Origin of the sequence: Xanthomonas arboricola pv. guizotiae (assembly GCF_002940205.1) — a bacterium.
GTDB classification, from domain to species: domain Bacteria; phylum Pseudomonadota; class Gammaproteobacteria; order Xanthomonadales; family Xanthomonadaceae; genus Xanthomonas; species Xanthomonas arboricola_C.
This window is the reverse complement of sequence record NZ_MDSK01000018.1, coordinates 1-13,974: the sequence shown is the minus strand read 5'-3', so window position 1 is coordinate 13,974 and position 13,974 is coordinate 1. Positions and strand designations below refer to the sequence as shown.

The window sequence follows — 13,974 nt, the reverse complement described above, 5'->3', positions numbered from 1 at the left end:
CCTGCCCCGGATGCCCGCCATGTCCCAGACCACGTCTTCCTTGCGCGACCTCGAACACCACAGTGCGTTCGTCGAACGCCATATCGGCCCCAACGACGCAGAAATCGCGCAGATGCTGGGGGTGGTCGGCCACGCCTCGCTGGATGCGATGACCGATGCGATCGTGCCGGGCAACATCAAGTCGCCCGCGGCGCTGGCGCTGCCCGAGGCGATCACCGAAGAAGAGGCGCTGGCCAAGATCCGCGCCATCGCCAGCAAGAACCAGGTGCAGCGCAGCTTCATCGGCCAGGGCTATTACGGCACCCATACGCCGAAGGTGATCCTGCGCAACATCCTGGAAAACCCGGCCTGGTACACCGCGTACACGCCGTATCAGGCCGAGATTTCGCAGGGCCGCATGGAAGCGCTGATCAACTTCCAGACCTTGTGCGCCGATCTGACCGGCATGCAGATCGCCAACGCCTCGCTGCTGGACGAAGCCACCGCCGCGGCCGAAGCGATGACGCTGGCCAAGCGCTCGGCCAAGTCGAAGTCGGACACCTTCTTCGTGCACGACGCGGTGCACCCGCAGACGCTGGAACTGCTGCGCACCCGCGCCGAACCGCTGGGCATCGTGCTGCGCGTCGGCACGCCGGAAGAGGCTTTGCAGGCCGAGTGCTTCGGCGTGCTGCTGCAGTACCCGGACAGCTTCGGGCATATCGGCGATCACGCCGCGCTGGCCGATGCGGTGCACGCACAAGGCGGCCTGGTCGCGGTGGCCACCGACCTGCTGGCGCTGACCCTGATCGCCGCACCCGGCGAATGGGGCGCGGACATCGTGGTCGGCAATTCGCAGCGCTTCGGTGTGCCGTTCGGCTTCGGCGGCCCGCATGCGGCGTTCATGGCCTGCCGCGATGCCTACAAGCGCTCGATGCCGGGCCGGCTGATCGGCGTGTCGATCGATGCCGCCGGCAACCCGGCCTATCGCCTCACCCTGCAAACGCGCGAGCAACATATCCGCCGCGAGAAGGCCACCTCCAACATCTGCACCGCGCAGGTGCTGCTGGCAGTGATGGCCTCGATGTACGCGGTCTACCACGGCCCCGAGGGCCTGACCCGCATCGCGCGGCGCACCCATCGCCTTGCCGCGATTCTGGCCGCCGCCCTGCGCGGTGCCGGCATCACCGTGGGCGAGCAGTTCTTCGACACCCTGCACGTCAAGGCGATCGATGCCGAGGCCATCCACGCCAAGGCCCGCGCCGCCGGCATCAACCTGCGCGCGATCGACAGCGAAGCGGTCGGCATCAGCCTGGACGAAACCAGCACGCGCGCCGACGTGATTGCGCTGGCGCAGCTGTTCGGTGCCACTGCCGATGTGGATGCGCTCGATGCCGCTACCGCCGATGCCCTGCCGCAGGGTCTGCTGCGCAGCAGTGCATTCATGACCCACCCGGTGTTCAACACTCACCACAGCGAGCACGAGCTGCTGCGTTACATGCGCTCGCTGGCCGACAAGGATCTGGCGATGGATCGCACCATGATCCCGCTGGGCAGCTGCACGATGAAACTCAACGCCACCGCCGAAATGATTCCGGTGACCTGGCCGGAGTTCGGCGCCATCCATCCGCTCGCACCGGCAGAACAATCGGCCGGCTATGCGCAGCTGATCGACGAGCTGGAAGCGATGCTGGTCGAGTGCACCGGCTACGACGCGGTGAGCCTGCAGCCAAACTCCGGCGCGCAGGGCGAATACGCCGGCCTGCTGGCGATCCGCGCGTATCACCGTTCACGCGGTGAAGCGCATCGCGATATCTGCCTGATTCCCGAATCCGCCCACGGCACCAATCCGGCCTCGGCGCAGATGTGCGGCATGACCGTGGTGGTGACCAAGTGCGATGCCAACGGCAATGTCGATGTCGACGACATCCGCGCCAAGGCGGAGAAGTACTCCGAGCGCCTGGCCGCGTTGATGATCACTTACCCGTCCACCCACGGCGTGTTCGAAGAAGACGTAGTGGCGATCTGCGAAGCGGTGCATGCGCATGGCGGCCAGGTCTACACCGACGGCGCCAACATGAATGCCCTGGTCGGCGTGGCCAAGCCCGGCAAGTGGGGCTCGGACGTGTCGCACCTGAATCTGCACAAGACCTTCTGCATTCCGCACGGCGGCGGCGGCCCAGGTGTGGGCCCGTGCGCGGTGAAGTCGCATCTGGCGCCTTACCTTCCTCGTGCCGGCATCCATGCCGGCGAAGGTCAAGATGCCGCCATCCATGGCGGCGGACTCAACTCCGAAAGCGGAGCTGCCGGCTCCTTGCGCACTGGGGGCATGGTCAGCGCGGCGGCTTATGGTTCTGCGTCGATCCTGCCGATCAGCTCGATGTACGTGACCATGATGGGCAGCGCCGGCCTGCGCAAGGCGACCCAGGTGGCCCTGCTCAATGCCAACTACATCGCCAGGCGCTTGGCGCCGCACTACAAGACGCTGTACACCGGCCGCAACGGCCTGGTGGCGCACGAGTGCATCCTCGACATCCGCCCGCTGGAAAAGACCAGCGGCATCGGTGCCGAAGACATCGCCAAGCGCCTGATCGACTTCGGCTTCCACGCGCCGACGCTGAGCTTCCCGGTCGCCGGCACCTTGATGGTGGAGCCGACCGAAAGCGAATCGCAGCACGAACTGGACCGCTTCATCGACGCGATGATCCAGATCCGCGAAGAGATCCGCGCCATCGAAGACGGCCGCCTGGACCGCGACGACAACCCGCTCAAGCACGCCCCGCATACCGCCACCCAGGTGTCGGCCAGCGAGTGGACCCACGCCTACCCGCGCGAACTGGCCGCCTTCCCGCTGCCCAGCCTCAAGCAGCAGAAGTACTGGCCGCCGGTGGCGCGCGTGGACAACGTCTACGGCGACAAGAACGTGATGTGCGCCTGCATCCCGGTGGATGCGTACAAGGACGACGTGGAGGCGTAGGCGTTGACATGCGGCATTGACGTGCGGCATTGAAACCCGGCCCGAGCAATCCCGGGCCGGATTTTTCGTTTTTTTGCGGCTGCGGCTGCGGTGCTGTGTTCTGGACACATCGCGCGCGTGCGGCAAGCGCCTGCGGCGTATGCGACCACCGCTCGGCGCGGGAACCTCGCCGTTAGACCTCACTGTCCAGGCCGCATCGAGAGATAGTTGAACGGCGTGGAGGCGTCAGTTGCAGAGCGGATGATCTGCGGCCTGACTGCAGGGCCCGTGCCCGCCCATAGTGCAGGACGCGCCGCCGGCACGGCCGTTGTGCGCCATCCATGCCGCAGAGGCTCTCGATCGGGGTCCTTCGATCCAACCGATGTGACGGCCATTGCCGACATCACTGCACGCGTCAGGCAATACCTTGCCACCATCCCACAGCGTTCGGGCGAGTCTATCGGCCGCTCTCACTCAGGCAGCCCACGCGTTTTCCTTCCCTACACGTCCGCTCGCGATGATGTACGCCTGAGAGAGGACACAACAGACAGTGATCGAGCGCGACAGAGCTTCATTGACACGTCACCTGGCCTGCCTGCTGCTTGCCAGCCTTGCAGTGACCGCGTGCGCGCCACGCCGTCCTGGCGAGGTGCCGGCGCTGGTGCACGCGGCCGATGCGCAGGCCGAGGTGGTGCAGACCGATGCCGGCGCAGTCCGCGGTGTTGCCGGCGCGCAGGGGCGGGTGTTCTTGGGCGTGCCGTTCGCCGCGTCGCCGGTGGGCGCATTGCGCTTTCGCGCGCCGCAGGCGGCGCCAGCCTGGAAGGGAGTCCGCGATGCCACCCAGGCCGGGCCGGCGTGCCTGCCGCGTTATCGCTTCGGGCAGAAGCAGGTGTCCGAGGATTGCCTCACCCTCAACGTCTATGCGCCACCCGGCCCTGCGCCGGCGCATCCGCGCGCAGTGATGGTGTGGATCTACGGTGGCGCGCTGGAGCTGGGCAGCAATGTCGACTACGACCTGAGTGCATTGGCCGCGCGGCAGAACGTCATCGTGGTGGCGCCCAATTACCGGCTGGGAGTGTTCGGTTTCTTTGCGCATCCGGCGCTGCGTGGCGAGGGCGAAGGCGCATACGGATTGCTCGATCAACAGGCTGCGTTGCGCTGGGTCAGGCGCAATATCGCCGTCTTCGGCGGCGATGCGCACAACGTCACCGTCTTCGGCGAATCGGCCGGTGCCTGGAGCATCTGCTATCAACTGGCCGCACCGGGCGCGGCCGGTCTGTTCCAACGCGCAATCCTGCAGAGCGGCAGTTGCCTGGCCAGCGATTCCAGCCTGCCACGTGCCGAAGCCGAGCGCGGCGGTGTGCGCATGGCGCAGACGCTTGGCTGCGAGCGCGCAGGCGATGTTGCCGCGTGCCTGCGCGCATTGCCCGCTGACACCGTGGCCGATGCAAAACCGCAGCGCCGTGGCCTGACCGGCAGCGATGCGTGGGCGCCGATGTCCGGCGGCGAGGTGTTGCCGTTGCCGCCCGCCAAGGCGATCGCCAACCTTCAAGACGCGCAGGTGCCGGTGCTGATCGGCAGCAACCGCAACGAAGGGCGGCTGTTTGCGCAGCTGCTGTCCTACATCGGCAAGCTCAACCTGCGCAGCGGTTATGAGGCACGCCTCAAGCGCATGCATGCCGACCCTAGCGCGATCATGGCGCGCTACGCGGACGTTGCCGCGCAATCGCGCTGGGATGCGTTTGCCGACATCGTCACCGATGGTGGATTCGCTTGCCCAACACGTAGGCTGGGCCAGGCCTTGCGCAGCCGCGCGCCGGTGTATGCGTACGAATTCGACGACCCGCAGGCGCCTTACGGCCTGTTGCGCCTGCCGTTCTCGCATCCGCTGGGCGCGTATCACGCGTCCGAGCTGGTGTACCTGTTCCAGCGTCCGTGGGTGCTCAGTGGCGCGCCGGCGTTCACGCCGGCGCAGCAGGCCTTCGCCGATACGCTGCAGGATTACTGGGGCGCGTTTGCACGCACCGGCGATCCGAACGGTGGCGGCCGGCCGCAGTGGCCGCGCTTCGATGGAGACACCCCGTTGACGCTGTCGCCGGGCAGGATCGGTGCAACGCCCGACTTCGTACAACGGCATCGCTGCGCGTTCTGGGATGCGCAAGCGCACATCGCCTCCACATCCGCGCAGCCACCGTTGCATTAGAACGGCAGCAGAGATGGCGAATGCTGTCACACCCAATCCGACGCTACAGGAGTGACAGATGTCCGAACCCACCTTTCCGCATTGCCCCGAAGTGCGCCTGCGCAATGGGCGAAACGTGCCTGCGCTCGGCATGGGCTCCTGGAATCTAGGCCAGGGCCGACATGCGCCGCAGCAGGAAATCGACGCATTACAGACCGGCCAGCAGTTGGGCATGCGCTTGATCGATACCGCCGAAATGTATGGCAACGGGCGCTCCGAGCAACTGATCAGCCAGGCTATCGGCAGCGCGCAGCCGCCGTATCTGGTGTCGAAGGTCTTGCCGAGCAATGCCAGCGCACGCGGCATCGCGCGTGCCTGCGAGGCCAGCCTGCAGCGGCTTGGCGTGCGCACGCTGGATCTGTATCTGCTGCACTGGCGCGGTGGCAGCGAGCTACGCGAAGTGGTCGATGCCTTCGAGGCCTTGCGTGATGCCGGCAAGATCCGCGACTGGGGCGTATCGAATTTCGATGTGGAGGACATGCAGGAGCTGTGGGAGATCGAGGGCGGCCAGCATTGCCTGGTCAATCAGGTGCTGTATCACGCCGGTAGCCGCGGCATCGAGTTCGATCTGCTGCCGTGGTGCGCACAGCACGAGGTGACGGTGATGGCGTATTCGCCGCTTGGCAGCCGCGCATTGCTGGATCACCCGGTACTGCACGCGATCGGCGAGCGACGCGGCGTGGCCGCAACTGCGGTAGCGCTGGCATGGGCAATCCGCAGTGGCCGGGTCATTGCCATTCCCGAATCGGGAACGCCTGCACATGTGCGCGCGAATGCAGCGGCGTGCACGCTGCAACTGGACGCGCAGGACCTTGCCGAACTGGACCGTGCGTTCCCGCCACCGACACGCAAGCAGCCGCTGGATCTGCTGTAGTCGGCATGTACCGGTCGCGTTCGCTGCATGCGTTGCAGACCGTGCATCGGTGCATTGCGTGACAGACGCATCGGGCAGCTGCGATCCAGCGCAAGCTTTTGGCTGCATGTGAGTATTCGTTCGCATGCAGACACGTGCACTTAACAGCGCCACTCCCAGGCTCAGTGGATCAGCCCGCATTTCAAGCCCGCCAGAGTGGAGTCCCATGCCCAAGTCCCCCAGCAAGTCCGCGCAACTTCCGTCCACCGCTGCTGTCAGCGCAACTCCCGAAACGTTGCGCGGCACGGGCGATGAATTGCATCAGAAGGCCGGCGGCACGCATCCGCAGCTGACCACCAACCAGGGCATTCCGGTTGGCGACAACCAGAACTCGCTGCGCGCAACGCCGCGCGGGCCGACGTTGCTGGAAGACTTCATCCTGCGCGAGAAGATCACCCACTTCGATCACGAGCGCATTCCCGAGCGCATCGTGCACGCACGTGGCAGCGCGGCGCATGGCTATTTCGAGCTGACCAAGTCGTTGAGCCAGTACACCACCGCCAAGATCTTCACCGAAGTCGGCGAAAAGACGCCGTTGTTCACGCGTTTCTCCACCGTTGCCGGTGGTGCCGGCTCGGTGGACACGCCGCGCGACGTGCGCGGGTTTGCGGTGAAGTTCTACACCAAGGAAGGCAACTGGGATCTGGTGGGCAACAATATCCCGGTGTTCTTCATCCAGGATTCGATGAAGTTCCCGGACCTGATCCACGCGGTGAAAATGGAGCCGGACCGCGGTTTCCCGCAGGCCGCCAGTGCGCACGACACCTTCTGGGACTTCATCTCGCTGAGCCCCGAATCGATGCACATGATCATGTGGGCGATGAGCGACCGCACCATTCCGCGCTCGCTGCGCATGATCGAAGGCTTCGGCATCCACAGCTTCCGTTTCCTCAATGAAAAGGGCGACAGCACCTTCGTCAAGTTCCATTGGCGCCCCAAGCTCGGCCTGCAGTCCACGATCTGGGACGAGGCGGTGAAGATTGCCGGCGCCGACCAGGACTTCCATCGTCGCGATCTGTTCGAATCGATCCAGAGCGGCGACTTCCCCGAGTGGGAGCTGGGCGTGCAGCTGTTCACCGAGGCGGAAGCCGATGCATTCCCGTTCGATCACCTGGATTCGACCAAGGTCATTCCGGAAGAACTGGTGCCGCTGCAGATCGTCGGCCGCATGGTGCTGGACCGCTGGCCGGACAATTTCTTCGCAGAGACCGAGCAGGTGGCGTACTGCCCGGCCAACATCGTGCCCGGCATCGACTTCAGCAACGATCCGCTGCTGCAGGGCCGCCTGTTCTCGTATCTGGATACGCAGCTGAGCCGCCTGGGTGGGCCGAACTTCCACCAGATCCCGGTCAATGCGCCCAAGTGCCCGTTCGCCAACAACCAGCGCGACGGCCATATGCAGATGGGCATCCCCAAGGGCCGTGTCGCCTACGAGCCCAGCTCGTTGCAGGCCGATGCGCCGCGTGAGGCGCTGCGTGGATTCCCCAGCCACGCGACTCCGGCCGAAGACGGTGCCAAGGGCCGCGTGCGCGCAGAAAGCTTTGCCGATCACTACAGCCAGGCGCGCATGTTCTTTCGCAGCCAGACCGCACCGGAACAGGCGCATATCGCATCGGCGCTGGTATTCGAGTTGTCCAAGGTGGAGACCGCGCACGTGCGCGAAGCCGTCGTCGGCCACCTGCGTCACATCGACCCGACGCTGGCACAGCGTGTGGCCGATGGCATGGGCATGACCACGTTGCCGCCGGCACCGCCGGCTGCGGTCGCACCGACCGACATGCCGCTGTCGCCCGCCTTGCAGCTGATCGGCAAGATGAAGGACACCTTGCAGGGCCGCACGGTCGGCATCCTGATTCACGACGGCTCCGATGCAGCGACGATCAAGGCCGTGCGCAAGGCCGCCGAAGCCGCCGGTGCCACGGTCAAGATCGTTGCGCCAAAACTGGGCGGCGCCAGGCTCAGCGACGGCAAGCAACTGGCTGCCGACGGTCAATTGGCCGGCACACCCTCGGTGGTGTTCGATGCGGTGGCGGTGGTGTTGTCGTCGGAAGCTGCCAAGGCGCTGACACGCGAATCGGCGGCATTGGATTTCGTCAGCAATGCGTGGGCGCATCTGAAGGCGATCGCTTTCGACGATGGCGCGCAGCTGCTGCTGAAGGCCGGCAATGTCGGCAAGGACGCGGGCGTGATCGCGGCTGCGGACACCAAGGCATTCATCACTGCCGCCAAGACCCGCCAGTGGGCACGCGAACCGAAGGTGCGCATGCTGGCGTAACCGCATCCGCATGGGCTGCGCAGGCTTGGGCGCGAACGACTTCTACGTCGTTCGCGCCCAAGTCGTTTATGCGGCAGCGATTCATCCTCTACGGAAAACCAGCGCATCCTCTGCGATGGCCAGTTTTCAACGACTTTTTGGGCAGCGTCTCATAAACGATGCTGCGATTTGGAGTCCTGGCTGTCTCTACGTTGTGGCGCGGTCATGTCTTTGGGTATCGGTGCGCGCGGCCAGGTCGGCAGTAGAGCAGCGGGCTGCGACTCGGCTGCGAGGCCCTTGCCCGCCCACCATCGCAGGACACGCCGCAAGTACGTCCATGTAGGCTCTTACGCGGCATCCATGCCGCGTAAGGTCCCGCGACGGTGAGCGGGCAAGGACCCGTCGAGAGAGTCGGTGCCCACGGTTGCAAGCAAGAGTATGCGGTGCGCTGGGCGGATTGCTCTGGGTCCGACCAGCCCTTAACGACTCTCCGCTGCAAGCGGAGTAGCCAACAGGCTTTCAACACGTGACCTACCAACTTCTCTTCTGCCCAGGCTGAGCAACAAGCTTTCAGGAAAACAGCCGACCAACTGTCTGGTGCGGTGCCCTCGCCGATTGCGGGACCGTGTGGCGGCATGGATGCCGCCACCGAGCCTCCATGGACGGATTCACGGCGTGTCCCGCAAGCGGTGAGGGCACCGCGCACTCGACTCCCCAGGCTTTTGACTGCATCTACCAAACGAGACTGCAACCCGGAATTCCGCTGGATTCACGCAGTGCTCGGCAAGCAGTAAGGGAGCCACGTGCTCGGCTAACTCAGCTACTGAGCAGTCGTCTTGCTCGGGCGCGCTAAGCCGGTTCGGCAGGAAACTGCGCCGCGTTCGCCAGCGCGCGGTACTCGCGTGGCGTCATGCCGACCGCCAGCTTGAACTGCCGTGCGAAGGCACTCTGATCGCTGAAACCGCAGGCATGCCCGATTTCGGTGAGGCTCTTGTTTCCGTGCAGCAGATGCATCGCCATCTGCAGCCGTAGCTTGGCCAGCACCTGTTGCGGGGTGAGTTGGAACACCTTGCGGAACGAGCGTTGCAGCTTGGACATCGAAAACCCGGTGATCTCCACCAGCGCCTGCATCCGCACGTTCTGCGCGTAGTTGGCGTTGAGGTACGCCAGCGCAAGCCGCAGTTTTTCGTACTGCGATGCGTGCCCGTCCTGCGGCCCCAGATCGCGCGAGATGCCGATGATGCCCTGCACCTTGCCGTCGACCAGCAGCGGCCGTTTGCAGGTCAGGCACCAGCCCGGTTCGCGGTTGGCGAACAGATGCAGTTCCAGCAGGTTGTCGATCACTTCCCCGGCCAGCACCTGCTCGTCCTGATTGGCGTAGTTGGTCCCCAGCCCGCTGGGATAGACCTCGGCAACGCGCTTGCCGATCAACTCCTTGCGCGATTTCAGGCCCAGGCGCCGCAGCATGGTCTGGTTGACGTGGGTATAGCGGCCCTCGCGATCCTTGACGAAGAACAGCACGTCCGGCACCGCATCGAACAACGCTTCCAGATCGGCGGGATCGATGCTCTTCATGCAGGAGGTCATGCGGGACTGGACTCGGGATCGGGAAAGACGCTGCTGGCGATCACACGCGCCACCGATGCAGACCGCAGCGCGTGCAGCGCCATGATACGCCGCGCGCCTCAGACGCCGGCGCACTGCACTCAGCGCGGGTTGTCGGCCACCTTGGACGCGGCCGGCGCAGCCTTGCCGTCCACCGCCGCTGCGGTGGGATTACCGATGCGATCCAGCGGCACCTGCTGCGCGCGCCAGCCACTGACCACCGCCGCACCGGACTGCGAGCCCACCTGCACCTGCAGGCGCGCACTGCCGCCGGGCGCGATGAACTCGACGGCGCAGTCGCCGGCGGCGATGCAGCTGTCGGCGGCGAGCGGATCCACCAGCTGCCAGCCCTGTTCCATCACCGCCTGCGCAAACGCGCGGTAGCCCATGCCGGACTTCAACGTGGCCGGCAACGGCACGGCCGGATCGCTGGCCACCGCATCGGCGCCAACAGCGGCGGTCGCAGACACCGGCGTGCGCGCAGGCACGGCCACGGGCCGCGATGCGGCATTCAGGGCAGGACTACAGACTAGGGCGAGCGCCCACACAACGGGGCGGAACACGGTGCGCATGCAAACGGTCCTTGCGATCCTGGCAGGGAGCTGGGAAAGTTAAAGAATCGCTATCTTGACATGGCTTGCAGGCGTTGCGGCAGTGCTGGCCGGTGCTGGCATTCAGCCAGATGCGGTGATCCAGGCCATCCCGGTTTGCCACAAGCGGGCTCATCCAGACAACACGCTCTCAGGCTCACGCAACCCCTGCAGACATCGCTTGGCGGGGCAAGGCGCGACTGCGCAAACGTCGGGGCGAAGACCAGACCCACTGCAGCCATGTCCGGTACAGCGCAGAGTCGCCATCTTCGCAAGCACATTGCATCATTGCGGTTTGATCGTGGAGTACCCGATGCCCGACACCACCCCTCCCGTCTATGCGGTCGGCCAGCTCTGGCGCTGCCGCGGGCGGACTGCAACCGAGACCCCGCTGCTGCTGATCAACCAGATCGACGTGCACCCGCACGGCGGCCAGATCCTGCACGTGAGCATCAGCGACATCCAGGTACGTCACGCAGGCTTGCCCGACGGGATCCTGGACGCGCTGCCGCACATCCCGGTGATCGCGCAGACCCTGGAACGCAGCGCCGCCGAACACGTCGGCACTGCCGCGCCCAATCAGGATTACCTGCCTGGCTATGCGCAATGGAAGGCCGCCTTCGACGCCGGCAATGCCGGTTCGTTCGGCATTGCAGTGGCGGAGATCCTGCAGATCGTGGAAGGCCAGTTGGCCAAACGCGATCAGCTGTCGAACTGAGCAAACCGAACGAACGCCTGCGACCTGCATTAGGGAAGGTCTGAACAATTCCCCATGATCCTGCGACAATCGCACAGAGGCAACGGGACGATGACGATGCAACTTTCCTTCGGCGACGCTGAGTACAACGGCAAGCGCAAGCGGACGCGGCGTGAGGTGTTCTTGGCCGAGATGGATCAGGTCGTGCCGTGGAAGGACCTGCTGGGGCTGATCGAGCCGCACTATCCAAAGTCGGGGCAGCAGGGGCGACAGCCGTATCGGCTGGAGACAATGCTGCGCATCCATTTTTTGCAGCGTTGTATGCATTGAGCGATCCTAAGGATGGCGAGCGCGATCCGGAGATGCACCAGACCAAGAAGGGCAACCAGTACTACTTCGGGATGAAGGCGCACATCGGGGTGGACGATGACTCCGGGTTGGTGCACCACGTCGAATGCACGGCGGCAAACGTGGCCGATATCACGCAAGCGCACAAGCTGCTGCACGGCAAGGAAGAGACGGTGTGCGGGGACAGTGGCTACACCGGGCTTGAGAAGCGCGGTGAGATGAAACGCAAGCGCAAGCTGCGCTACCTGATCGCGGAAAAGCCCTCGAAGCTGAAGCAGATCAAGAACAAGCGCGAACTGAAGTTGGCCAAGCGGTGGGAGCACGCCAAGGCCAGCCTGCGCGCGAAGGTTGAACACCCGTTTCGTGTGATCAAGCGCCAGTTTTGCTACACCAAGGTGCGCTATCGCGGCCTGGCCAAGAACACCTCGCAGGTGCTGACGCTGTTTGCGCTGTCGAACCTGTGGCTGAAGCGCAAAGAGTTAATGCCCGCCGCGGGGTAGGTGCGCCTGTAATCTGGGTAATACCCCGCAAATGCGCCCAAAACGGCAAAAAATCGAGGATCTGAGTGCCTTGAGCNCCAACCTCAGGCGTCGATCAGAAGTCTATCGAGGAGTTGTTCAGAGCTTCCTTAGGCCGCTACTCAGGGCGGGGGACGTCGCCGATGCGGCTTACCGTGGGCGTTGGCTCCCAGAAGAGCAGTCGGTCTATACTGCCCCCTATGAGCCAGCCCAGACCCGACTTCCTCAAACTCTCCGTAGCGGAGCGTATCCAGCTGGCGGAAGACATTTGGGACAGTATTTCTGCTGAGAGCCCGGAGTCTGCGGCGTTGACATCCGCCCAGCTCCAGGCAGTGCAGGCTCGGTTGCAAGAGCACGCCTTAGACCCTGCGACTGCGGTGCCCTGGGATCAGGTCCGCGCCGAGCTTTTCCAGCGCAACTACCAATGCGTGTCCTCTTTCGGCCTCAAGCCAGGGCTGAGGCTCTTGAGGCGCAGGCCTGGTCCGCGTCTTGCGCTGCCGGACTTGGCCTTGAGTTTGCCCGAGCATTGGATGCTAGCGTAGCTGCAGCGGTACGCAGCCCAGAAACGTTCGCTGCTGTTGCGGGTAGCTGCCGGCGCGTCTTGCTTCGCAGGTTCCCATTCTTAATGGTTTATCGCGCTAACGGTGATGAGTTTCTTGTCCTTGCGGTGTTTCATCATCGGCGAGATCCATCAACACTGGTCCGTCGCGTTGGAGGCTAACAATTTGTTCAAGGTGAGCCCCACTTCGTTACGCCAACGAACATAGCAGGTAGAGCTTGCCATGTTACTGGCTCCGCCCCGGGGCTCAGCCTAACTCTGGTGTTAGAACTCATGACAATCGATATCGACAAACTCACAGAAGCCGAGCTCATCGATCTCAATCATCGGATTGTTGAGAGACTTCGCTTTATGCAGCATGCGCGAGCTCACGCAACTATGCTCCGCTTCAGCATTGGTGATCGCGTCACGTTTGAGCCGGACATGCGTGGCCCGGTTTATGGCGTCATCGTTCGCTACAACAAAAAATCGGTCTCCTTGCTTACGGATGACGGTCAGCGTTGGACTGTAGCGCCTGGTCTTCTCCGTCCAGCACCACTAAAGGGCACTAAGCATTCGTCTTCTGGCAACGTTGTCGCTTTGCCTCGCAAGCCGCACAATGAAGCCTAACAATTCACTCAAGCCGAAGCCACTTCGCGGCTCGACCTTTACATCGATCGTGTAGGTGCTTGCTCAACCGTATCCTGCTGCGACCGTTGCGCATCCAGGGCCTGAGACTGGCGGACGCTTTCCTGCAGTGGAGGCACGACCTCGGACAGATCCACCTTGGCCCGGACGACGTCCCCCCGCCCTGAGTAGCGGCCGGGTTTAGAGTCCGGGGCTGATGATATCGGTGTTTGCCAGATGTTGGGCATACGCAGCCGGGGTCATGCCGCCGATTGCGCTCTTGGGTCGTTCCTCGTTGTATTCGCGTCGCCAGCGTTCGATCTCGGTGCGTGCATGCAACAGCGTTGGGAACCAGTGTTCGTTGAGGCATTCGTCGCGCAGCCGGCCGTTGAACGATTCGACGTAGGCGTTCTGGTTCGGTTTGCCCGGCTGGATCAGCCGTAGCTGCACACCTCGGTCATGCGCCCAGGCGACCATCGCTTTGCCGCAAAACTCCTTGCCGTTGTGCCCCTAGGGCAGGCTTCGCGCTCGGTGCGGATCACCTTCCGCAAACCGCGACTGTGTGCCAACCGATCGAGCACGCGCACAACGCCGTGTCCGGAGATCGCACTGAACCCCCCGGGATTCCCGGAGGCTCCAACTCTTGAGAGGATGGAGTCATGAGCAAAGCAATGAAGTATTCGCCAGAGGTCCGAGAGCGAGCGGTACGG

At 64.2% G+C, this 13,974-nt stretch carries 10 protein-coding genes and 2 pseudogenes; 9 read left to right on the top strand and 3 right to left on the bottom strand.

Annotated features, from left to right (window positions below):
• The first annotated feature begins 19 nt into the window (after positions 1 to 19).
• The 4 genes from gcvP to XarbCFBP7408_RS12200 all read left to right on the top strand — a co-directional run bounded on the left by gcvP (position 20) and on the right by XarbCFBP7408_RS12200 (position 8,362).
• Positions 20 to 2,953, top strand: a complete 2,934-nt coding sequence (gene gcvP / locus XarbCFBP7408_RS12215) for an aminomethyl-transferring glycine dehydrogenase (RefSeq protein ID WP_104563186.1) — start codon at positions 20 to 22, stop codon at positions 2,951 to 2,953.
• Between the two features lie 553 nt (positions 2,954 to 3,506).
• Positions 3,507 to 5,135, top strand: a complete 1,629-nt coding sequence (locus XarbCFBP7408_RS12210; RefSeq protein WP_104563185.1) for a carboxylesterase/lipase family protein — start codon at positions 3,507 to 3,509, stop codon at positions 5,133 to 5,135.
• Between the two features lie 58 nt (positions 5,136 to 5,193).
• Positions 5,194 to 6,048, top strand: coding sequence for an aldo/keto reductase (locus XarbCFBP7408_RS12205; RefSeq protein ID WP_104563184.1), 855 nt, complete (start codon positions 5,194 to 5,196; stop codon positions 6,046 to 6,048).
• A 205-nt stretch (positions 6,049 to 6,253) separates the two neighbouring features.
• The gene (locus XarbCFBP7408_RS12200; protein ID WP_104563183.1) at positions 6,254 to 8,362 is read left to right on the top strand and encodes a catalase; all 2,109 of its coding nucleotides are present in this window, start codon (positions 6,254 to 6,256) and stop codon (positions 8,360 to 8,362) included.
• An 828-nt stretch (positions 8,363 to 9,190) separates the two neighbouring features.
• Here the strand turns inward: XarbCFBP7408_RS12200 and XarbCFBP7408_RS12190 are convergent.
• Both XarbCFBP7408_RS12190 and XarbCFBP7408_RS12185 read right to left on the bottom strand, forming a co-directional pair.
• Positions 9,191 to 9,916: an AraC family transcriptional regulator gene (locus tag XarbCFBP7408_RS12190; protein WP_104563235.1), complete on the bottom strand. Its 726-nt coding sequence runs from the start codon at positions 9,914 to 9,916 to the stop codon at positions 9,191 to 9,193.
• 131 nt (positions 9,917 to 10,047) lie between these two features.
• Complete coding sequence (locus XarbCFBP7408_RS12185; protein WP_104563182.1) at positions 10,048 to 10,518, bottom strand: hypothetical protein; 471 nt, start codon at positions 10,516 to 10,518, stop codon at positions 10,048 to 10,050.
• A gap of 331 nt (positions 10,519 to 10,849) precedes the next feature.
• Here XarbCFBP7408_RS12185 and XarbCFBP7408_RS12180 point away from each other — a divergent pair, with 331 nt between their 5' ends.
• From XarbCFBP7408_RS12180 to XarbCFBP7408_RS12160, 5 genes and pseudogenes are all read left to right on the top strand, one after another.
• Complete coding sequence (locus XarbCFBP7408_RS12180) at positions 10,850 to 11,254, top strand: hypothetical protein (protein ID WP_258072119.1); 405 nt, start codon at positions 10,850 to 10,852, stop codon at positions 11,252 to 11,254.
• A 96-nt stretch (positions 11,255 to 11,350) separates the two neighbouring features.
• A pseudogene (locus XarbCFBP7408_RS12175) lies at positions 11,351 to 12,081 on the top strand (IS5 family transposase).
• Between the two features lie 161 nt (positions 12,082 to 12,242).
• Positions 12,243 to 12,641, top strand: a complete 399-nt coding sequence (locus tag XarbCFBP7408_RS23495) for an addiction module protein (protein ID WP_429001788.1) — start codon at positions 12,243 to 12,245, stop codon at positions 12,639 to 12,641.
• Positions 12,524 to 12,820 (top strand): type II toxin-antitoxin system RelE/ParE family toxin, encoded by a 297-nt coding sequence (locus XarbCFBP7408_RS23490; protein ID WP_104563181.1) that lies wholly within the window; start codon positions 12,524 to 12,526, stop codon positions 12,818 to 12,820. The genes XarbCFBP7408_RS23495 and XarbCFBP7408_RS23490 overlap by 118 nt, the downstream gene beginning before the upstream one ends.
• Positions 12,821 to 12,931: 111 nt before the next feature.
• Positions 12,932 to 13,267 carry a hypothetical protein gene (locus tag XarbCFBP7408_RS12160; RefSeq protein ID WP_104563180.1) on the top strand — a complete coding sequence of 112 codons (336 nt, stop codon included), beginning with the start codon at positions 12,932 to 12,934 and terminating at the stop codon, positions 13,265 to 13,267.
• 198 nt (positions 13,268 to 13,465) lie between these two features.
• Here the strand turns inward: XarbCFBP7408_RS12160 and XarbCFBP7408_RS12150 are convergent.
• Positions 13,466 to 13,872, bottom strand: a pseudogene (locus XarbCFBP7408_RS12150) (integrase core domain-containing protein); the annotation flags it as partial.
• Positions 13,873 to 13,974: the final 102 nt, after the last annotated feature.